Raw genomic sequence first — 20,725 nt, 5'->3', positions numbered from 1 at the left:
CCCTACTTTCATTTACGGTATTATAAGTTCCTGTCCGACACTTAAACTATCGGGTGTGACGCCGTTTGCTTCCATGATGCGCTGTACATTCTCTGCACTGCCGTCACCGTAATACTGAATTGCAATACGGTATAAATTATCCTGGGGTGTGACGACGTGCGATGCATTGGCGTTTTGTGTTTCAGAAGAATCGGACTCTGTATCTGTCTCAGTATCTTCTGCTGTTTCAGTTTCTTCTTCAGGCTCTGCTGCAGGTTCGTCTTCTTCTGACTCAGCGCTGTCTGCTTCAGCTTCTTCTGTATCGGCGCCGTCTTCTTTACTGCGGATGGCACTAAGCGCAGCTTCTTCAAGCTCCTGAAGTTCTTCCTGAGAATAATCTGTTTCGATGTTTTTCGCAGCTAAATCTTCATTGCGGTTTGCTGCGAGGCGTCTTTCATGTTCAGCTTTTTGTGCTTCAAGTTCGTCGTTAAAACCTTCTTCGCTATCTTCTTCAGCTCCGCTATTATCAGCAGTCTCTTCAGAAGTGTTTTCCTCGGCCAGCTGAATTTCATCATTCAGTGACGGCCAGAAGTTAGAAAATATTAAGAATGCAAATAAGACTGTAATCGGAATTAACACGAGGACAGCAAGCACCCATGGAAGCATGCGTTTTTTACTGCCGTTATTCTTCTCCGGTTTTTTGCCTGTTTTCTTTGCAGCACCGAGGCCGCCGAGCTTTTCTTTTGAAATCTTAATCTCGTTTTTAATACGGTTTTGATATGAAGAAAATTTGCCTGCAAATAACGCTTTGCCCTTAGCGGCGTTCTCAGCGCTGAAATACCCTTTCAGATTATCGGTAAAGTTATTTTCTTTTTGCTGTTTTTTTGGCGGTGATTTTTTCTCCGGCGGTTTATTCTCGCCGGTCTCTTTAGTTTTGTGCCGCGCACTGCGGCTTAAAGTTTCGCGGTTTTCTTTTTCTGACTTTTTGCTGCCTGCATTTGTTTTACTAGATTTTTCATCCTGTGCCCGCTTATGTTTAATATCTTTGTAGAAATCATCTTTCATAGCGCATTCTCCTAGTAACTTCATTCTTAGTTTAATTATATATTGTTTGAAAGGACATTTAAAGAGTAATCATCCTTCCGATGGATTGTTGACGAATTCAATGATTGTTCATTGATAAATTTTTGATTTTCTCTTAATATTAGTTATGAACTAATCGTAAACGTTAAGAGGTGAAATATATGAGCGCAAAACAGTACACAATAGTAGATCAAGATACTTGTATCGCATGCGGCGCGTGTGGTGCTGCTGCACCAGATATATATGATTACGATGACGATGGCATTGCTTACGTCATTTTAGATGAAAACAGGGCGTTACCGCTGTGCCTGACGACCTGCTCGAAGACATGGAAGACGCATTTGATGGATGTCCAACAGATTCAATTAAAGTTGAAGATGCTCCATTTGACGGCGATCCATTAAAATATGAATAAAATTTATTAAGATAAAGGATGGGACCGACACGGTTCTGTCCTTTTTTGAATGCTGTCGTACTTTAAAGCACGATTCTGCTAAAACATCCCGGAATACGGCAATGTGAAATCTTGTCTCTCCGCATAAAAAAGTCATCCGGCTCAACCGGATGACCATAAATTACATTATTGTCTGTTTATCAGAACAGGAAGTGCTTTTTTATAAATTACATAACAAATCAGACTTAGAATAACCCCTTTAACGATATTGAACGGAATGATTCCCGCCGTAATTACCGTACGCAGATTATTAATAATATCTGTCTGGTCAACGATCAGACCGTATGCCGGCAGCAGAACGAAGTAATTCAGTACTGCAAGCGCCAGGGTCAGCACGATAATTCCGGCAATGAATCCTGCGATTAAACTTTTCGCAGTTTTACGTTTGTAGTAAATAAAATATACAGGCAGCAGGAATGAAAATGATGCGAGCAGGTTTGCAATGGGTCCGATCGGCTCACTTGCCATTAATATACTGTACAGCACTATTTTCATAATGATGATTAACGAACCGCCGACGCCTCCGAATAGTATAAAGCCGATAAAGGCCGGTATATCAGATAAATCGAGCATTAAAAACGGCGGCAGGAATGGCAGCGGAAATTGTATCAGCATCAAAATGAATGATAATGCACTTAATATACTGATGTAAATAATTTTTCTCAGGCGCTGTCTGTCCAAATCGCTCATTCCTTTCTATTCTTTAGGTAGTTTAATAGTGAATGTTGTACCTTCGCCGAAGATACTGTCTGCAGCAATCGTTCCGCTGTGCTTCTTAATAATATTGCTGACAATATATAAACCGAGTCCGGTGCCGTGTTTTCCTCTTGTCCGCGCTTCGTCTACTTTATAAAAGCGTTCAAATATATGTTTAATATTTTCCCGTTTTATACCGGTTCCGGTATCGCTGACTTCGATTGTTACACAGTCTTCATCTTCTGCAATATTTATTGTAATCACATCGCCGGCTTTTGTATAGCGGATTGCGTTATCGATTAAATTCGTGAAGACCTGGTTCAGTTTATCGTAATCGAATGGGAACGTGACAGTTTCACTGCCGGCATTAATATTCAGCTCAATGTTGTTATCTTTAAGTTTATAATCAAAACGCTGGTCCAGCTCGTGAAGCAGCAGCGTAAAGTTCCGCGGTTTAATATCATAAAGGACATCATCAGAATCCATGCGTGCAATAATCAGCAGTTCCGAGACGAGTTTGTTCATGCGGTCGGATTCATCTTTAATAATCGAGACCATTTCCTTAACTTCTTCCGGTTCAGTAACGATATCATCTAACAGAGCTTCTGAATAGCCGCTCAGCATCACCATCGGTGTTTTAAGTTCATGGGAAACGCTCGAAATAAAGTCTGTTCTCATCTTTTCAGTATTGTTTCATCCGTAATATCACGAATCAGCACGGTTACGCCGTTTTGTTCTTCAAGTGATTTAACGGGAGACATTGCCAGCTGTAAATGCAAATCTTCAATATCGAGACGTTCAAGGTGGTTTTCATCTGATTCAGAGACTTCGATAATAAGCGATTTAAAGTATTCAAATTCTTCTTCAGACTGCTGGAACAGTTCATAGTAGCTCCGACCCCTGTCGTTCGAATAGACAGGCTCTCCGGACGTATTAAAGTACATAAGACCGTTCGACAGAGAAGAGAATACAGTTTCCCTTAAATTTTTCTCATGTGTCAGTTCTGTAATCGTACTTTTAATATTATCATTCATCTTATTAAAGGCCAATGTCAACTCACCGATTTCATCTCTCGATGTCACTTTCAGCTGATTGTAATTCCCGCTGCTGTTGAGAACGAGGAATTTTTCAGCGCAATAAGCGGCTTAGTAATTCTTGAAATTAGGAAAAATGCAAAAAAAGTCGTAATCAGAAACAGAATCGCCGCAGTGATAATTAAAATAATTAATACTGTTAAAAATGACTGGTTCAAAGTATCGAGATTGTTGTATTTAATAATCGCAGTATCGGATTCAAAGAACTCGCTTAAATCTGATACTTTAACCATAAACTCGCGGTCGTTAATATCGTTAACGATAAACGTGCTGCTCGACAGGTTTGAAGTGGTAATCTCGTTGTAAATCTCTTCGGCTATCTGGTTGCTGCCCGCGATAAACTGCCCGTCTGAATAATAATCAGGTTTTCTTCAGCTGCAAGGTATGAGTCGTTTAAATCAAGAGTATGATTGCTGAGCACGACATTTTCAATCCGGCTCAGTTCTTCTTCCAGATGATCTTCCGTGCTGCCGAGCGCATAGTTCCTGAAGTAAAAACTCAGAATGATAGATAATATAATTAAAACTGTAGTTACTATCATTAAGATAGTAAACCACAGTTTAGTTACAACGCTGGAGAAAAAACTCATTTGTCATTAACCTCGAATTTATAACCGATACCCCAGACCGTGTGAATCATCTGGCTGGCTTCAGGAGACACTTTGTTCAGTTTCTCCCGGAGACGCTTAACATGTGTATCGACAGTTCTTAAATCGCCGTAGAAGTCATAGTTCCATACTTCTTTCAGCAATTCTTCGCGGTTAAATACTTTATCGGGACTCTTCGCTAAAAATAATAACAATTCGTATTCTTTCGGTGTTAAATTCACCTTTTCATCATCGGCTAAAACGCGGTGAGCGTCGTTGTCGATAACAAGATGTTCATAGACTATCATATCTTTTGCTGATGAATCTTTTTCGATAAATGCCGTTTCAGAAGAACGGCGTAATATTGCTTTTACTCTGAGGACAACTTCGCGGGGTGAAAACGGCTTAACGATATAGTCGTCGGCACCGACTTCAAGTCCTTCAACGCGGTCCCCTTCTTCACCTTTCGCTGTCAACATAATGACGGGTGTTGATTTTTCCTTGCGCAGTTCTTTTGCGACTTCAATCCCGTCCATTTCAGGCATCATGAGATCGAGCAGAATACAGTGGAAATCTTCATTAAGTGCAAGCTCCAATGCTTCTTTGCCGTCTCCAGCTTCAGTGATTTCATAACCTTCACGTGTAAGGTATAAGTTAAGCAATTTACGAATACGTTCTTCATCGTCGACTAATAGTATTTTTTCTGCCATAATTACCCTCTTTTCATATTATGCGTACGAATGCAGGCCAGCTACAATTAAGTTAATTGCAATCAGGTTAAACAGAATAAGAATGAACCCGCCTACTGCTAACCATGCAGACTTCTCGCCTTCATATCCGCGGTTTAAGCGCAGGTGAAGGAAGATTGTGTAGAACATAAATGTAATGAATGCCCATGTTTCTTTCGGGTCCCAGCCCCAGAATCTGCTCCAGGCAATCTGGGCCCAGATTGCAGCGAAGAAAATGCCTCCGAGTGCGAAAAGCGGGAAACCGATAATCACAGAACGGTAGCCAATTTCATCCATCAATGCAAGGTCAGCTTTTTTAGTTAACGGTTTAACGAGAGCAAAGAGGCGTTTTCTAATAACAAGACGAACAATGCCGTAAGTAATTAAACCGATAATAATTGACCAGACTACTGTATTTAAAGTTTGTGCTTTAATTACAGGCGGTAAATCAATTCCAAGGTGGAAATGATCTGCGGGCTCATATTCATTATTACCGATATGTTCTACCGGAATCGCCTCGCTGTAATTTATAAGACTTGGAAGATGGTATTCAGCAATGACCTGCTGTCCCTGCTGATCAGTATAATAGAACTCATCGTCATAGCCGACAATATTCTGCATGAATACTGTAGTAACTATATACATAACGACAGTCAGAATACCAATCATTATAGCTTCCAGCCAGCGTGCGCGCCATGAATTTTCTTCTGCAGGAATAGCTTTCAATAAGTAGATAAGCCCTGCAACTGCACTCATCGACAGTATACCATAAGACAATGTAACAGTAATAACGTGAATAGCCAGCCAGTTACTCTGCAGCGCCGGGATAAGCGGCTGAACATCTGTTGAGAACATACTGCCGTATCCTAACAGAAGCAGTGAAATCGGAATCGCGAACAGACCGAATACTTTCGTTCTGAAGTAATGATACGTAATTAAGAATCCGCCAATCAGCATGATTGAGAACATCGCTATAAATTCATACATGTTTGAAACCGGAGCATGTCCAGTCGCCATCCAGCGCAGAATAAAGTACGCGAGTTCAAGGACGAATGCAATAACGATTATCCAAATTGCAATTTTTTCGTATTTCTTAGATTGTGGTTTCGATTTAATGCTTATGCCGAGCGGTAAAAGTGATACCAGCAGCATAAGAAACGCGATAAATATCAGTGTATTACTCAGTGATAAGAATGTTTCCTCCATAATTTAAACACTATCCTTTCAGCTTGTCATTTTCCTCTTTTTCCTGTTTATCGAATATCTCGGCTAAATGGTGAGATTCAAGTACTGCGTTCATCTCTTTTTTCAGTCCGAAATAGTTTTTGTTAGTGTGAGCCGCAACGTTCATCGTGTCGCCTTCTGCATTAATCCATATTCTGCGGTGATTAATGTAAGACCCGATAAACAGACCGATGAGGAAAATTACAAATCCAGTTGCAATAATCGGCATTGATAAATCTTTTTTCAGAGTCAGGACAGTTGCCATATGCTCTTCTGCTTCGACGAATTTAATACTGTATTCGTTGTCCTGCGTAATATCAGTTGAGTTCATAATCTGCAGCAGGCTGAGTTCTACTTCGTCTCCTTCTGCAACTTCAAACACGAATGCCGGATTTGTCGGAACCGGTGTTTCAGAAACAAGGGTTCCGTTATCTTCAATTTCTAAAAAGTCCGGTGCATAGGCTTTCATGTTAATCGTAATATCTTCAGTTATTTTATAACTGTCAGCAGGATCATCAAGGCTGACTTCAAAGTTCTCACCGAGGACATTTCCTTCGCTATCTTCAAGTCTGAAGGTCATCGATTTTAATTGCGAGTTATCGTAACTTGACTGATACAGTTCGTAATCGTCAAAACGGTACGGATGGTTTACACGGATACTGTAATTATCAATTTCTTCCAGCTCCGGCGATGAACCGACGATATCAACAGTTTTGTTTTCATACATAGTGATATCGGTCTGGAAGTTACTGATTGTCAGAGCCATGCTGTTCTGCAATGTCTCATCAATACCGTGCCCGAATCCTCATCGTATGTATCAATTGTGAAACCATCGTTACGCATGTAATACTGTCCTTCAGTTGTTGGAATGCTTACTGTTTCTCCTTCTTGTGCATAGATGATTTCATCTATATAAACACCGGGGAAAAATCTCAGCATGCTGCCCGCGAGTAAAATAATTAAGCCGGTATGGTTAATATACGGCCCCCATCTGGACAAACGGCCTTTTTCAAGCAGATAGTGATCGCCGTCAGTTTTAAGTTTGTACTTTTTACTTTCAAATGCTTTCGCAATGTCAGCTGCATTATCAGTGGATTCATATTCATTAAATAAACGCTGGCGTTTAAAGAATGAAGCGTGTTTTTTAGCGCGCTGATTCTTTAATGATTTATACAGCGGTACACCTCTGTCGACACTGGCTGCAATTAAGGATAAGGCAAGAAGTCCCATTAACAGCACGAACCACCATGAAGAATAAAGCTGGGTAAACCCGAACTTGTAATACAGCGTTCCGAATGTACCGTATAGCTCAGTGTAGTGCTGAGCGGGATCTGCACCGATCGGAATAAAGTATTCCTGCGGCAGAATCGTACCTACAGCAGCGGATATTGCAATTATTGCAATAATAGTGACCCCGACTTTTATCGAAGTGAAAAAGTTCCATATCTTATCAAAGATACTTTGTGAACGGACTTTCGAACGTACAGCACTTCCGTCGTAGCGCATAAGATCTTTAATTTTTTTCTTATCGTAATCTTCATTGATCATTTTCCCGCATGATTGGCACAGCTGAGTGCCCGGAGGATTGACATGACCGCAATGATTACATTGTATTTCCTTCTGTTCCATATAAGGTCATCCTATTCCAGAGATTCATCTATAAATGCATAGATATCCTCTTTAGTCAGTTGATATTCCTGTTTCTTAACGACGACACCTTCTTTGTTAATAGCGATTGTCGTTGGCAGCGGTCCGATATTGTAAGCTTTCGTTACACTGCGATTTGAATCTAATGCAATCGGGTAATCAAGATCTTCAGATAGCCCTGAAAGAAACTGTTCAATCTGCTGAGGGTTTTCAGAAACGTTCACAGCAATAATTTCATAATCTTCATGACCTTCGTTATACACCTGGTTCATTTCCGGCATTTCTTCCCGGCATGGTTTACACCATGTACCCCAGAAATTGAGTATTACGCCGTTTTCGGCAGTGACTTCAGACAGCTGAAGTTCTTCTCCGTCCAATGTTTCCAGTTTAAAATCAACTGCATCATCTCCGACGTTTACAGTTTGAGTGCCATCCCTCAAATTTAAGTAAAGTGTTACGCCGAGGAGTACTGCAATCGTAATAATTGTACCTGTACGAATAATTTTTCTAGTTCCTTTTTTCAACGTCAGGCCCCTTTCGTAAATTAATATAACCGCAATAAAATGCGTGCGTAGCAATAATTATAACACTACACATTTTGTTGTGGTTTGACAGTATTATGACATTTAACTTACCTTGCTGTTGGCAATCAGTTTTTTAATTTCATGCGGTTTAAGGAAACGGTATTCGCCTTCTTTTAGGCCGTCGAGTGTCAGGAAGTCAAAGTAGATACGCGTAAGTTTCGTTACGTTTAAGCCGAAGTGCTCAAACATTCTTCTGACCTGGCGATTACGTCCTTCGTGAATTGTAATTTCAAGAATCATGTCCTTGCCGCCCTTGTCGCGGATCACTTTCAAATCACATGGTGCAGTTTTTCCGTCGTCGAGTCTAATACCTCTGCGCATCTCATCGCTGATGACGGAGTAAAATACCATCTGTTTTAACTCTGTAAGTTTTCTTCATTTCAAATTTCGGATGTGTCATGTGCTGTGTAAATTCTCCATCGTTAGTAACGAGTAATAATCCGGATGTATCGTAATCCAGACGACCTACAGGATAAAGACGTGCATCGATGCCGTGGAAGACGTCAATTACCGTGTCGCGTTTTTTATCGTCTTCTGCAGCTGAGATTTCACCGGCAGGTTTGTAGTATAAAATATGCACGGGTTCCTCTTTCGTTAGCTGAATGCCGTCTACTGTTACGCGGTCTTTGTCTGTAACCTGAAGTCCGAGTTCTGTAACGAGTTTGTCGTTAACGAATACGCGGCCCTCTTCTATTAGTGTATCTGCTTTACGTCGTGAAGTAATTCCTGCGTCAGCAATTTTTTTATTTAAACGTGTAGTTTTCATTGATTTTGCTCCTTTAAGCTATTGAAGAACAAGTCGATATCTTCTTGTTCTGTAATCATATCATCTGCCGGTAAGTCATCTAAAGATTTCAAACCGAATATTTCTAAAAAGCTTTGTGTCGTTTCGAAATGTGCGGCGCGTTCATCAATTATATTTTTCTTTTTCACTAACCCTTTATTGATCAGTGTTGAAATTGGACCATCTGAGACAATGCCGCGTACACTTTCTATGCCGTTCCTTGAGATTGGCTGGTTGTATGCGATAATTGCAAGCACTTCCAATGCTGCCTGCGATAATTTCTTTTGGGGTCTGTCAGCCAGTACCCTCTTGATGTATTTTTCCATATTCTCTGTCGTTTTTAAAAAATACATATCGCCATGACGTGTAATTATTAAATGTTCTTTATCGTATTTTTCTAATTCTATTTCCAGCTGCATTTTAGTAATCGGCACGTGCATCATCAATGCCTCTTCACTTAAACCCAGGTCGCCGGCAATATATAATAAACCTTCAATAATGTTTATCTGCTCCATACTTAAGCCAACCTTTCGAGCTCAAAATCATCTTCATCGATGCGCGTAATATGATAGAGATTTTGACTGATATACTAGAATAGTTATAAATACCTGCACTACTTTGCTGCGGGGTTCATCGAAAGTAAGCAACTCAGTCATTTTTAATGACTTTCTGTCTTTAAATTTCGACGCGATAAAAATCACAGCTTCTTCTTTCGTATAGACCTCGCGCTGCACGACGACATATGATTCTTCGGTGATAGATACACGGGATTTTACTTTGTTATACGCTTCTAAGAGATCGTGGAGACTCAGCTCAAGTGTATCCGTGTCATCTTCATCATCTTCGAATAAATGCGGCGCCTTGACGAATTGAAGTCTGTTTTCCTCTTTCAGCTTATTCAATTCTTCAGCATATATTTATAATTTTGATATTCTATTAGCTGGGACATCAATTGCTCGCGCGGATCTTCATAATCATCATCGGCCATAGGTTCCGGCAACAGCATGTGACTTTTAATTTTCACAAGCTCGCTCGCCATAACGAGATAATCGCTTGCAACGTTAAGCTCAAGTTCTTTCATCTGATTAATATATTCCATATACTGCTCTGTGAGCATTTTCATCGGAATATCGTAAATATCAAAACTCTAATCAAATGAAGGAGCAAATCGAGCGGTCCTTCAAAAACATCTAGTTTCACTTATAAGCAGTCATTACAAAACCTCAATTTTAGGAGTGATACGTATCGATAAAGAAATACTTTTACAATTCTTTAACGAATTAATTATAAAGCAAGATTACTTCGAATGCCATGAAATCATGGAAGAAGTGTGGAAAGACAAGGGAATATTTACGAAAGAAGACCCCGAAGTGTTTTTTGTGCTCATTGTTACCGGTGAATATCATTACCGGAGAGACAATATCATCGGTGCAGCGACATCTTATAAACGCGCGTTAAAGCTGTATGACAAACACCGCTATGACGTGAAGGCGTTTGGATTTGGCGAAGAATTAGCTGAAATGCTTCAGAGCCGGTTTAATGGGCTGGCAGATACATCGTTCAAACCGATGAATTACCCTGTTGACAGCTGGGTTTACGAATCGCTTTATGAGTTGTATCAGGATGACTATGAATCTTACAGCGCGTTTACTTTAGAAATCCTGGAGCGCTTTGAAAAAGACGAGAGTATTATCCATCGTCACCGCCTGCGCGACCGCGAAGACGTTATTGAAGCGCGGCTCGAGGCGTTAAACAGGAAACTGGCACAGCGCGGGCAGTGAATTTAACCGCTCGATGGGACGAATACGCGTATTCGTCCCAATGTGAGGTGCTCAATGAGACAAATAAGATTATTCGTCCCAATGAACGTTTCCTTCATAAGCTAGATAAAAAATCTTATGCTGGAGAGTCATTTTTGACTCTCTTTTTTGCTGAAAAATTGTACTCAGAGGTTAAAATCCAAACTTCTGCCCTTGAAAATAAAAAACAGTCAAAACACCTTAAACTAAAGGTGTTCAGACCGTTTATCAATCTTACTTATTCAACTTAAACTAAAACATCCAATAGAGGAATCCCCAAACGATACTCATGAGAAGTATTCCGAAGAAGATAACGTATTTTGCTTTCTTCATCTATTTTATTTCCTTTAAGAAGCTCGTACCATGTGTGTCGTATTCAACGCCGAAGTTTTCAGCGAGAGTTGCTGCAATGTTGCTGAATGTGGCACACTGATCAATTTTACCAAATTCGAGGTCTTTGCCTGTCGTAATAAGCAGCGGCACATATTCTCTCGTATGGTCTGTTCCTGTATATGTTGGGTCGTTACCGTGGTCTGCAGTAATAATTAAAAGATCGTCTTCTGTCAGTTTGCCAGTTATTTCAGGTAGTCTGTCATCGAATGCTTTTAATGCATTGCTGTAGCCAACGGGGTCACGGCGGTGGCCGTATTCTGCGTCAAAGTCTACCAGGTTCAGGAATGATAAACCGTTAAAGTCGCGGTCCATTACTTCGAGAAGTTTGTCGACGCCGTCATCGTTGTTTTTCGTACGGACTGAATCTGTGACTCCGCTGCCTGTGAAGATATCGTTGATTTTACCGATTGCGATAACATCTTTGTCATCTTCTTTCAGGGCGTTCAGCACAGTTTTACCAAATGGCTGAAGTGCGTAGTCATGACGGTTTTCCGTACGTTTAAATTCTCCTTTTTTAGAGCCGACAAGGGACGTGCAATAACGCGGCCAACTAAAAATTCAGGGTCTTTTGTCATTTCGCGTACTTTTTCACAGATTTCATAAATTTCTTCAAGTGGAATGACTTCTTCATTCGCTGCAATTTGAAGTACAGGGTCATTTGATGTGTAAATGATTAAGTCCCCTGTCTCCATCTGGTGTTCACCGAATTCTTCGATGATGTCAGTACCGCTTGCCGGTTTGTTGCCGACAATGCCGCGTCCTGTTGCTTCTGTAATTTTATTCAGCAGTTCGTCAGAAAATCCGTCCGGATATACTTTAAACGCAGTATCGATGTTTAAGCCGGCAATTTCCCAGTGACCTGTCATCGTGTCTTTACCTTTAGATACCTCCTGCATCTTAGTGTAGAATCCTGTAGTATTTTCCGTCTCATCAACGCCCGGCAATTTATCGATATTGCCAAGCCCGAGTTTTGCCAGGTTCGGCAATGTGTTCGGATGCGCTTCAAGCGTATGTTTCAAAGTATGCGTGCCGACGTCTCCAAATTCTTCAGCATCCGGTGCTTCACCGATACCGACTGAATCAAGAACGATTAAATGAATTTTTTTGTACATAATTTACCTACTTTCTTGGATGGAACTGCTTATACATTTCTCTGATTTTCGTCGCAGAGATTTGTGTGTACACCTGAGTGGTGGATATATCGGAATGACCGAGCATTTCCTGCACAGCGCGAAGGTCAGCACCGTTTTCGATTAAATGCGTCGCAAAAGAGTGTCTGAACGTATGCGGCGTAATATTTTTGTTGATGCCGCTGATCAGCACATACTTTTTATAGTCTTCCATAACCCCTGACGGGTGAACCCTTTACCTCTGTTCGTAAGGAACAGTATATCAGTATTTTCATGCTTTAATAACCTTAAACGCTGATTTTTTTTATAATTATTTAATTTATCTGCCACATATTCGGTTGTCGGGACAATTCTTTCCTTGTCGCCCTTACCGTATACATGAATAAAACCCATATCCAGATTCAGGTCGCTGAGCTTTAAGTTAATCAGTTCACTAACTCTAAGCCCGCTTGCGTAAAGGAGCTCCATTATTGCGTTGTCTCGTATGCCCTGTGCACTCAAATCCGGTGAATGCAGCAGTGTTTCCATTTCATCAACAGTCAGCACTACCGGCAGCTCACGTTCTTCTTTAGGCGTGTTCAATCTGAGCGCAGGGTTCGTCTCGATAACCTGCTCGAGCTGCAAAAACTGGTGAAAGTTTCTGAGCGTCGACTGCACTCTTCTGATCGTTTTATTGCTCTTGCCGTTAAGCGATAAAAACTGTAAAAATGTTACGAGGATCTCTGTCGTAATCTGCTCGACACCCGTAACATTTTCATCACTTAAATATTGGCTGTATTGTTTTAAATCCTGTTTTATGATGATATCGATGCATCACTTAAACCTCTTTCAATCTTTAATACGTTAAGTATTCATCGATATAACGTTTAAGCATCTGTGTTTCCTTCTTTCCCTTTGCACAATTTGCAAACGCCGTGGAAGGTTAGACGATGGTCGATGATGTCGAAATTAAAATCCCGTGTAACGATTTTCTCAACATCTGTCAGTAAATCTTCTTCAACTTCTTCAACCGAACCGCAATGTATGCAAATTAAATGATGGTGAAAGTGCTGTGCACCTTCTTTTCTGAGATCATATCTTGAAACGCCGTCGCCAAAATTCACTTTGTCGAGGACGTTCAGTTCATTTAAGAGTTCAAGTGTACGATATACTGTTGCCAGTCCAATTTCCGGATATTTATCTTTTACTTTCATAAAAACATCTTCAGCGCTTAAATGAGAGCTTTCGTTTTCGAGGAGTACTCTCACAGTGACTTCACGCTGTGGAGTTAATTTATACCGAGCATCGTGCAAGGCCTCTTTAATTCGCTCAATTCTTTTTTCCACAACTGCACCTTCCAACTTTCGTAATCTTATTAATAACTATTATACATAAGAGAGCAGAGTTTTAACAGTTATTTATAATGATTATAAATAACCTTGTGACAGCAGCACATGGTGTACAGCAACCAGTGTTTTACCATCTCTGAACTCGCCATTATGCATTTTCTCTTTTAATTCTTTTAACGGAACTTTAACGATATCGAGGAATTCATCTTCTTCCAATTGAGAATCACCGAACGAAACATCTGCTGCTTCGTATAAATGGATTAATTCATTTGAGAATCCGGGTGATACGTAAAATTCATAAAGCTTTTTAATGTTGTCTGATTCTCCGCCGATTTCTTCTTTTAATTCTTTTTTCACTGTGTCATCAGGGTGTTCATCAACTTCAATTTTTCCTGCCGGCACTTCGAGCAGTACTTCTTCTGTTGAAATTCTGAACTGTTTGACAAAATACATATATTCCCGGTCAATCGCTATAACAGCGACTGCGCCTTTATGATAGACGACTTCCCTGTATGCTTCTTTGCCGTTTGGCAATTCCACAGTCAGTTTTTTGACATCGATTATTTTACCATCATAAATATCTTCTTTGGAACGTGTATTCTCTATCAAATGATCATTTGAAATAGTCATCACCGCTTTTCAATAGTTATATTAAATATATCACATTATATTATAAAAATAAGGATTTGAAAATATTATACAGGTGATATAATAATGTTTGTTAATAGAATGGAGGACCACAGATGAAAAGTTTTTCTAAATGGCTTGCTGCTCTTGTCGTATCGGCAGCTGTGATGTTTATATCGCTCGGCTATTTTGCTTCGAGCCAGATTATGTTTTTTAAATTGAGAGACGTTGAAATTGTTAAGCGCCGTGAAACGCGTGCGAAACGGATGAATATGGAAGAATACGATAAACTTCCTAAAGACATCGTGAACGTCCCTTCAAGGTTCGGCTATGATATCAGTGCATCATTTATTTATCCGCACCAGACTAATAAATGGATTGTTATTTGCCACGGTGTATCGGAGAACAAACTCAGTTCAACGAAATATGTCAATTTATTTAAAGACATGGGCTTTAACTGCGTTGTCTACGATGCACGACGTCATGGCGATACAGGCGGTGTCGATTCAACCTACGGTTTCTATGAGAAGTTTGATCTCGAAACAGTTATTGAATACCTGCAGGAAAACTACGGCGATGATATCGAGTTCGGCGTACACGGTGAATCGATGGGTGCAGCAACAACACTGCTTTATGCCGGTGAGCTTTCAAACCAGGCGAAGTTCTATATTTCGGACGCATCATTTGCGAAGTTCAGAGATCAGCTCACACATATTTACACATCCTATTCACGTGTTGCGTCACCGATAGTATTGTTGTTCACTTATATATTCTTAAAAGTGCGCAGTAAATTCAGCCTGTATCACGTATCACCGATTAAAGTAGTCGATAAAATCGAACAGCCTGTACTGTTTATCCATTCAAAACGCGATTCATTTATTCCTTATGAATCGACTGAACAGCTGTACGATAAGAAAAAAGGACCGAAAGAGCAATGGTACCCGGAACGCGGCAATCATGTAGAAAGCTACAACCGCAATCCAAAAGAGTACCGTCAGACGGTCTCAGAATTTATTGAACGTTACGCGGGATGGGAAGTTCAAAATAATCGTAGGCAATAACAGCATGATTATTTAATCCGGCATTGACTTCTTTAATATCTTCATCGGTATAGCGGCTGCTGATATGAACGAACATCAGCATCTTATAATTAATATTTTTAAAAACATCGAGCACCTGGTTAATTTCCGAATGGAAATAATCATGTGCTTTTTCTTTTTCCTCTTTTAAAAATGTTGCCTCATGCACGATTAAATCCGAGCCGTTTATCAGCTTTAAATATTCATCATCACTGTTTAAACGCGTATCACCGTGCACCGTAATTTTACGTCCTTTGATTGTTTCACCGATAAAATCTGACGTATTATAAACAGTATCATCGACAGTGAACGTCTCACTCGATTTAATCTCGCCATATACAGGGCCTGGTTTTATCCCCAGTACGCGGAGTTTATCAGTCTGCAGCCCCCCTATTTTGTCATCTTCTTTAAAAATATAAGCGTACGACTCAATACCATGAGATAATGGGACGACATGAACATCAAAATCATTCAGCCGTAAATTCATATGCGGTGCAACTTCAACAATTTCGAGCGGATAGTTGAGCGTACTTTCCGATATCCGGAAAGTCGTCTGCAGCCACTCTGTGAGTCCCTTTGGACCGTAAATTTTTAAAGGTATACCTTCCCCGCCCTGGAACGCTCTCGACGATAAAAATCCGGGCAGCCCGAAAATATGATCGCCGTGCAGATGCGTAATAAATATGTTTTTTATTTTAGATGGTTTAATATGAGTATGAAGGATGCGGTGCTGCAAAGCTTCACCAGCATCGATTAAAATATATTCGTTGTATTCAAGTACACAGTCAATAACAAAGCTCTGCGTATTTCTATCTTTGGACGGCAGCCCGGCCCCCGAGCCTAAAACAGTAAATTTCATTTCGACACCTCGTTAATTAATTGTTTTATTATATCATATAATCAGTTGTGTTTTAGAGCCGCGGGTGGAATAAATAACAGTACATTAAGTATAGGTGATTACATGGAAACGATTCGATTCGTAGAAAGATTTATCGTATATATAGAAGACCACCTCAGAGAAGATATAGATTTCAGTGAGGTTTTGGAAAACATGGGAGTGGAGCAAAAATCATTTATGACGATATTTACATCCCTCGTCGGAATGACGCCGTCCCAGTACCAGGAAAAAAGACGTATGACAGAAATTGCATATGAAGTTTACCAGGGGCACAGACGTCTTGTGGATATTATTAAATATTACGGCTACCGCGACGTTGATAGTTTCAAAAAACTCTACACGCGCACATTTGGTATTTCGGTGCATGAGACAGAACGCAATATTAAAAAGATCGATCTGCTCGATTACATTTCATTTGAAGTGGTGCCGACTAAAAAACCTAAATATCCATCGTATAGAAGTTTTGTAGAAAGCTTCAGACTGATTGGTATCGCACAGTACTTCGATATTAATTCATATCACTCCGACTACAAGTACAAGTTTTTAAAGATCCTTGAACGCGACGGACTGATTGATGAAATATTAAGATACAACGACGGTTTCGTCAAAGGAATATTCGTGCAGGAGCGTTTTGTCGACGGAGAAATAGAAATATTCGTCGGCACAGCAAGCTACCAGCACACACCATTTGACGAAACATTTACCGAAACGATGAACTATCAAGTATTTGAAACATCCGGGGAACCCGGTATTGCTATCGATAAAGTATACGAATATATTCAGAAGATGGCACTTCAGAGAAAACGTCAATATGACGTGTGACTTCTCGCTCGAATTAATTAAACACACTTACTCTTTTGAAGACCCTACTACTAAAATACAAGTATGGCAGGCATTAGATGAGTAAAAATAATGAACCCGCTAAAAATCTTAGGATTTTGGTCGCACACGACAAACGTCGTGTGCGACCAAAATACTATTTTGTTTTTTTACCTGTCTACTTGACAGGGAGCAGTTCAGGATTTTGGCGGGTTTTTGTGTTTTTTTACTTTATGCGGTTCGTTCATGCGGTTGAATAGTGTTTATTGACCGCATATGAGCTCCTCATACGGTTGAATACATGTTTTTAGCCTGATGAAAGTTCTTCATGCGGCCGATTAATGTTTATCGACCGCATATGAGTTCCTCATACGGTCGAAAATAAGTTTTCAACCCGATGTGAGCAACGGCATCCTTTTTCATGTATACGTATTTCCGTTTACGTAGGCATGACAGAATCTCATATATACGTAAATCCTTAATCGTAGTCATGGACAGGTCTCATGCCTACGTACTCCCTTTTGCGTATACATGATGAGACCACATGCAAATGAATCAGACTTTCCGTATACATGAGCCCCACACTCCACACAAAAGAACCCGTATGCAGGCATCTTCCCGCATACGGGTTCTTAAAATTACATAGTAATATTATTTACTCTCATTTCGATAATGTACTTTAACAATCTCAACGATCAGTTCAGTCATTTTATACAATTCTTCAAGCGGCATACGCTCGCTTGTTGTGTGAATGTATTCATAACCCACACCTAGAATTGCTGTCGGTACACCCTGGCCGTGGAAGATATTGCCGTCGCTTCCGCCGCCGAGACTGATAATATCAGATTCTCTGCCAATATTTTTAATTGCTTCAGCTGCTGTTGTAATGACAGGGTCTTCTTTAGGTGCATACAGTGAGGGATACATGATGTCGACCTGCACATCAGCGCTCCCGCCTAATTCTGCTGCTGTTTCTTCGAATGCTGTTTTAATTTTATCTGACTCAGCGTGAAGCTTTTCGTCTGATAAACTGCGCACTTCTGCTAAGATTTCTACGTTATCTGCAACGATATTTGTCGCCTGTCCGCCTTTAATTGTACCGATATTTGATGTTGTTTCATCATCGATACGGCCGAGGTTCATCTTGCTGATTGCTTTCGCAGCTAGGTTAATTGCACTGATTCCTTTTTCAGGTTCAATTCCGGCGTGTGCTTTCTTACCGAAAATTGTTGCTTTAATCTTCGTCTGTGACGGTGCACGGTTAACAATTGTTCCTACCTGGCCTGTTCCGTCCACTGCGTAACCGAATTTACTTTTAATGTTATTAATATCAAGCGCTTTCGCTCCGATTAAGCCGGTTTCTTCTCCGACAGTAATAATAACTTCAACGTCGCCATGAGGAATGTTTTCTTCCTGCAGGACGCGTACCGCTTCGATAATTGCGGAAATTCCCGCTTTATCGTCAGCGCCTAAAATTGTTGTGCCGTCAGAATATACGTAGCCGTCTTCGATATGAGCCTTAACACCGATACCTGGTGTTACTGTATCCATATGTACCATGAATGCGACCGGTGAAATGTTTTCTTCGCCTTTTAGCGTGAAGATTAAGTTCCCGGCACCGTAACCTGTTACTTCCTGTGTATCATCTTCAAAACCGGCAAGTTCCAGTTCATTTAACAGATTTAATAAATAATCTGCCACCTGACGCTCTTGTCCTGATACTGAATCGATTTGTACGATTTCTAAAAATTGTTCTGTCAGACGTTCTTTATTCATAAAATATGCCTCCAGCAGTTGATATATTGATTTGTCTTCATGTATAGTTATTATAACAATAAATTCTTAAGGATGATGGACGAATGCATAATAAAAAAGTACAAAGACTTATTATCTGGTTTATGATAATTCTTATAGTAGTTTCCGGTCTTTTAATGGGCGTCAGCTACTTAACTTCATTTTAATTAAATATTTGCTTACAAAAACACCCTCTTCAGCAGTTGCTATTGGAGGGTGTTTTTTTATTAAGCTTCTTTACCGTGTTCTTCAAACCATGCTTGCAGATTAGTAATAACGCTCATAATCTCATGGCCTTCAATTTCGTGGCGTTCAATCATATCGACGATTTTACCGTCTTTAAAAAACGCGAATGATGGAGATGATGGTAAAAAGTCAGGTGCTTTGTCACGCATTTGTTCAGTGGCTTCTTTATCCTGACCGGCAAATACAGTGAGTACCTGGTCCGGAAGTTTGTCGTAGTTTAACGCATGAATTGCTGCAGGGCGTGCAATACCGCCGGCACAGCCGCATACAGAGTTTACCATAACAAGAGCTGTTCCCTCTTTGTTTAAGTGTGCATCAACTTCGTCAGGTGAACGCAGTTCTGTGTATCCTGAGTCAGTTAATTCATTACGCGCATTCTGAACTAAATCCTGCATATATAAATTAAAATCCAATTCCATTTTAAAAATCTCCTTTATACGACTCATTAAAAGTCATGTCAGTACTGTTTATTTTAGCGAGCGCATGACTGTTTGTAAAGTTAATAAACTGAAACCGCATCAGGATCGAGATTTTCTATTTTTTCTTTGACAGCTTTCAGGAATTCCCCTGCAACTAATCCGTCCAATACTCGGTGGTCGATAGACAGGCACAGATTGACCATATGGCGTGCTGCGAGCATATCTCCGATAAAGACCGGTTTCTTGACGATTGATTCCACCTGCAGAATAGCTACCTGAGGCTGGTTAATAATACCCATAGACTGCACTGAACCGAATGCACCTGTGTTATTCACAGTGAACGTGCCGCCGGCCATGTCGTCGCCTGTCAGTTTATTCGTACGCGCTTTATTTGCAAGCGTGCTGATGGATTTAGCGATACCAGTTAATGAGCGTTCATCAGCGTTTTTAATCACCGGAACAAACAGCTTATCTTCATTCGCCACAGCGATTGATAAGTTGATATCATCATGCACGGTAATTGTATCGCCATCCCATGAACTGTTTAAAATCGGATAGTCTTTTAATACTTCAGACACAGCTTTAACGAAGAAACTAAAGAAGGTTAAGTTATATCCTTCTTTTTCTTTAAACGCTGCCTTGTGTTTATTACGCAGATTGACCAAGTTTGTTGCATCGACTTCCATCATCAGCCATGCATGAGGAATTTCAGTTTTTGACTGAACCATGCGTTTTGCTATTTCTTTTCTGATGCCCGAGACTTTAATCGACTCGCCACTCTCATTAGAAGATTTAGCTTTTGGCGCTTGAACCGGTTCAGGTTTTACTGCGGTCTTCTGTACTGGTTCAGCTTTTTTAACCGGGCCGTCAGCAAGATACTTCTCAACATCTTTTTTAGTAATGCGGCCGTTAAAACCGCTGCCGTCCAGTTCATCGATATTATTATTTCACACCGATCAGGCGCATCACGACTGGTGATAATCTGCGGTCGCCCTGCTGTTTAGGCATGGCAGGCTGTTCATTTTTAACAGGCGCTTCAGTTTGCGCCTCGTCATTATTGCTGTCAGCTGTTTCGTCAGCAGACGCATCGCCGTCGACCTCAATTTTGTAAATTGGTGCGCCGACATCAACTGTCTCGCCTTCTTGGACGAGTATTTCAGTAATTACACCGTCGTGCACTGATGGCACTTCAGCAGTTACTTTTGCTGTGTTAACTTCACAAACCGGATCGTATTCGCTGACGTGATCGCCAACTTTAACCAGCCAGTTTTCTAACGTTCCCTCGGTTACACTTTCTCCGAGTTTAGGCATTGTAATTTCCGTCATCCTTGTCA

Annotated in this window: 23 protein-coding genes and 5 pseudogenes; 5 read left to right on the top strand and 23 right to left on the bottom strand. The window is 40.5% G+C overall.

What is annotated here, in order from left to right; genetic code table 11:
• Positions 1-12: 12 nt before the first annotated feature.
• Positions 13-1,044, bottom strand: coding sequence for a LysM peptidoglycan-binding domain-containing protein (locus G4D76_RS01460; protein WP_213810340.1), 1,032 nt, complete (start codon positions 1,042-1,044; stop codon positions 13-15).
• A 179-nt stretch (positions 1,045-1,223) separates the two neighbouring features.
• Here G4D76_RS01460 and G4D76_RS01455 point away from each other — a divergent pair.
• Positions 1,224-1,477: pseudogene (locus tag G4D76_RS01455) on the top strand (ferredoxin).
• A gap of 165 nt (positions 1,478-1,642) precedes the next feature.
• Here the strand turns inward: G4D76_RS01455 and G4D76_RS01450 are convergent.
• From G4D76_RS01450 to G4D76_RS16480, 14 genes and pseudogenes are all read right to left on the bottom strand, one after another.
• On the bottom strand, positions 1,643-2,197 hold the full coding sequence (locus G4D76_RS01450; protein ID WP_213810339.1) for an ECF transporter S component: 555 nt from the start codon (positions 2,195-2,197) through the stop codon (positions 1,643-1,645).
• Between the two features lie 15 nt (positions 2,198-2,212).
• Positions 2,213-2,890 carry a sensor histidine kinase gene (locus tag G4D76_RS01445; RefSeq protein WP_213810338.1) on the bottom strand — a complete coding sequence of 226 codons (678 nt, stop codon included), beginning with the start codon at positions 2,888-2,890 and terminating at the stop codon, positions 2,213-2,215.
• The gene (locus G4D76_RS01440) at positions 2,887-3,294 is read right to left on the bottom strand and encodes a hypothetical protein (protein ID WP_213810337.1); all 408 of its coding nucleotides are present in this window, start codon (positions 3,292-3,294) and stop codon (positions 2,887-2,889) included. Before G4D76_RS01440 ends, G4D76_RS01445 begins: the two co-directional genes overlap by 4 nt.
• A gap of 2 nt (positions 3,295-3,296) precedes the next feature.
• Entirely contained in the window at positions 3,297-3,539 is a 243-nt protein-coding gene (locus G4D76_RS01435) for a hypothetical protein (RefSeq protein WP_213810336.1), read from the bottom strand.
• 83 nt (positions 3,540-3,622) lie between these two features.
• Positions 3,623-3,847 (bottom strand): hypothetical protein, encoded by a 225-nt coding sequence (locus G4D76_RS01430; protein WP_213810335.1) that lies wholly within the window; start codon positions 3,845-3,847, stop codon positions 3,623-3,625.
• Between the two features lie 44 nt (positions 3,848-3,891).
• Positions 3,892-4,602: a response regulator transcription factor gene (locus G4D76_RS01425; protein WP_213810334.1), complete on the bottom strand. Its 711-nt coding sequence runs from the start codon at positions 4,600-4,602 to the stop codon at positions 3,892-3,894.
• An 18-nt stretch (positions 4,603-4,620) separates the two neighbouring features.
• Positions 4,621-5,826 (bottom strand): c-type cytochrome biogenesis protein CcsB, encoded by a 1,206-nt coding sequence (gene ccsB / locus G4D76_RS01420; protein ID WP_213810333.1) that lies wholly within the window; start codon positions 5,824-5,826, stop codon positions 4,621-4,623.
• Between the two features lie 10 nt (positions 5,827-5,836).
• Entirely contained in the window at positions 5,837-6,610 is a 774-nt protein-coding gene (locus G4D76_RS15725) for a cytochrome c biogenesis ResB family protein (protein ID WP_256440516.1), read from the bottom strand.
• Positions 6,601-7,473, bottom strand: coding sequence for a cytochrome c biogenesis ResB family protein (locus G4D76_RS01415; protein WP_256440515.1), 873 nt, complete (start codon positions 7,471-7,473; stop codon positions 6,601-6,603). The genes G4D76_RS15725 and G4D76_RS01415 overlap by 10 nt, the downstream gene beginning before the upstream one ends.
• Before the next feature lie 11 nt (positions 7,474-7,484).
• Positions 7,485-8,015, bottom strand: coding sequence for a redoxin domain-containing protein (locus tag G4D76_RS01410; protein ID WP_213810332.1), 531 nt, complete (start codon positions 8,013-8,015; stop codon positions 7,485-7,487).
• 102 nt (positions 8,016-8,117) lie between these two features.
• A pseudogene (locus G4D76_RS01405) lies at positions 8,118-8,841 on the bottom strand (pseudouridine synthase).
• The gene (gene scpB, locus G4D76_RS01400) at positions 8,838-9,374 is read right to left on the bottom strand and encodes an SMC-Scp complex subunit ScpB (protein ID WP_213810331.1); all 537 of its coding nucleotides are present in this window, start codon (positions 9,372-9,374) and stop codon (positions 8,838-8,840) included. The pseudogene G4D76_RS01405 and the gene scpB overlap by 4 nt, the downstream one beginning before the upstream one ends.
• 33 nt (positions 9,375-9,407) lie before the next feature.
• Complete coding sequence (locus G4D76_RS01395; protein WP_213810330.1) at positions 9,408-9,761, bottom strand: hypothetical protein; 354 nt, start codon at positions 9,759-9,761, stop codon at positions 9,408-9,410.
• Positions 9,758-9,958, bottom strand: coding sequence for a segregation/condensation protein A (locus G4D76_RS16480; RefSeq protein WP_371814534.1), 201 nt, complete (start codon positions 9,956-9,958; stop codon positions 9,758-9,760). The genes G4D76_RS01395 and G4D76_RS16480 overlap by 4 nt, the downstream gene beginning before the upstream one ends.
• 136 nt (positions 9,959-10,094) lie before the next feature.
• On the opposite strand from G4D76_RS16480, the gene G4D76_RS01385 reads away from it, so the two are divergent.
• The gene (locus tag G4D76_RS01385) at positions 10,095-10,640 is read left to right on the top strand and encodes a DUF309 domain-containing protein (RefSeq protein WP_213810328.1); all 546 of its coding nucleotides are present in this window, start codon (positions 10,095-10,097) and stop codon (positions 10,638-10,640) included.
• A gap of 351 nt (positions 10,641-10,991) precedes the next feature.
• Here G4D76_RS01385 and deoB read toward each other — a convergent pair.
• The 4 genes and pseudogenes from deoB to G4D76_RS01360 form a co-directional block, all read right to left on the bottom strand.
• Positions 10,992-12,163 (bottom strand): annotated as a pseudogene (gene deoB, locus G4D76_RS01380) (phosphopentomutase).
• Positions 12,164-12,170: 7 nt separating this feature from the next.
• Positions 12,171-12,913 (bottom strand): annotated as a pseudogene (locus G4D76_RS01370) (tyrosine recombinase).
• A 134-nt stretch (positions 12,914-13,047) separates the two neighbouring features.
• On the bottom strand, positions 13,048-13,506 hold the full coding sequence (locus G4D76_RS01365) for a ferric iron uptake transcriptional regulator (protein WP_026858097.1): 459 nt from the start codon (positions 13,504-13,506) through the stop codon (positions 13,048-13,050).
• A gap of 81 nt (positions 13,507-13,587) precedes the next feature.
• Entirely contained in the window at positions 13,588-14,139 is a 552-nt protein-coding gene (locus G4D76_RS01360) for an NUDIX hydrolase (protein WP_213810326.1), read from the bottom strand.
• Between the two features lie 113 nt (positions 14,140-14,252).
• On the opposite strand from G4D76_RS01360, the gene G4D76_RS01355 reads away from it, so the two are divergent.
• Positions 14,253-15,197 carry an alpha/beta hydrolase gene (locus G4D76_RS01355; protein WP_213810325.1) on the top strand — a complete coding sequence of 315 codons (945 nt, stop codon included), beginning with the start codon at positions 14,253-14,255 and terminating at the stop codon, positions 15,195-15,197.
• Here the strand turns inward: G4D76_RS01355 and rnz are convergent.
• The gene (gene rnz / locus G4D76_RS01350) at positions 15,148-16,074 is read right to left on the bottom strand and encodes a ribonuclease Z (protein WP_213810324.1); all 927 of its coding nucleotides are present in this window, start codon (positions 16,072-16,074) and stop codon (positions 15,148-15,150) included. The two genes, G4D76_RS01355 and rnz, sit on opposite strands and share 50 nt — an antisense overlap.
• A 102-nt stretch (positions 16,075-16,176) precedes the next feature.
• Between rnz and G4D76_RS01345 the strand changes: the two genes are divergently transcribed.
• Entirely contained in the window at positions 16,177-16,935 is a 759-nt protein-coding gene (locus G4D76_RS01345; RefSeq protein ID WP_213810323.1) for a helix-turn-helix domain-containing protein, read from the top strand.
• 648 nt (positions 16,936-17,583) lie between these two features.
• Here the strand turns inward: G4D76_RS01345 and G4D76_RS01340 are convergent.
• Positions 17,584-18,708 carry a M20/M25/M40 family metallo-hydrolase gene (locus G4D76_RS01340; protein ID WP_213810322.1) on the bottom strand — a complete coding sequence of 375 codons (1,125 nt, stop codon included), beginning with the start codon at positions 18,706-18,708 and terminating at the stop codon, positions 17,584-17,586.
• A gap of 83 nt (positions 18,709-18,791) precedes the next feature.
• On the opposite strand from G4D76_RS01340, the gene prli42 reads away from it, so the two are divergent.
• Positions 18,792-18,893, top strand: coding sequence for a stressosome-associated protein Prli42 (prli42, locus tag G4D76_RS16475; protein ID WP_156897159.1), 102 nt, complete (start codon positions 18,792-18,794; stop codon positions 18,891-18,893).
• Between the two features lie 60 nt (positions 18,894-18,953).
• On the opposite strand, the gene G4D76_RS01330 is transcribed toward prli42, so the two are convergent.
• Both G4D76_RS01330 and G4D76_RS01325 read right to left on the bottom strand, forming a co-directional pair.
• Positions 18,954-19,391 (bottom strand): BrxA/BrxB family bacilliredoxin, encoded by a 438-nt coding sequence (locus G4D76_RS01330; protein WP_026858103.1) that lies wholly within the window; start codon positions 19,389-19,391, stop codon positions 18,954-18,956.
• Between the two features lie 80 nt (positions 19,392-19,471).
• Positions 19,472-20,717: pseudogene (locus G4D76_RS01325) on the bottom strand (dihydrolipoamide acetyltransferase family protein).
• Positions 20,718-20,725: the final 8 nt, after the last annotated feature.

Source organism: Jeotgalicoccus sp. WY2, assembly GCF_018437745.1.
Lineage (GTDB): Bacteria > Bacillota > Bacilli > Staphylococcales > Salinicoccaceae > Jeotgalicoccus > Jeotgalicoccus psychrophilus.
The sequence above is the reverse complement of the archived record's forward strand: the minus strand, read 5'-3'. Positions and strand labels throughout refer to the sequence as shown.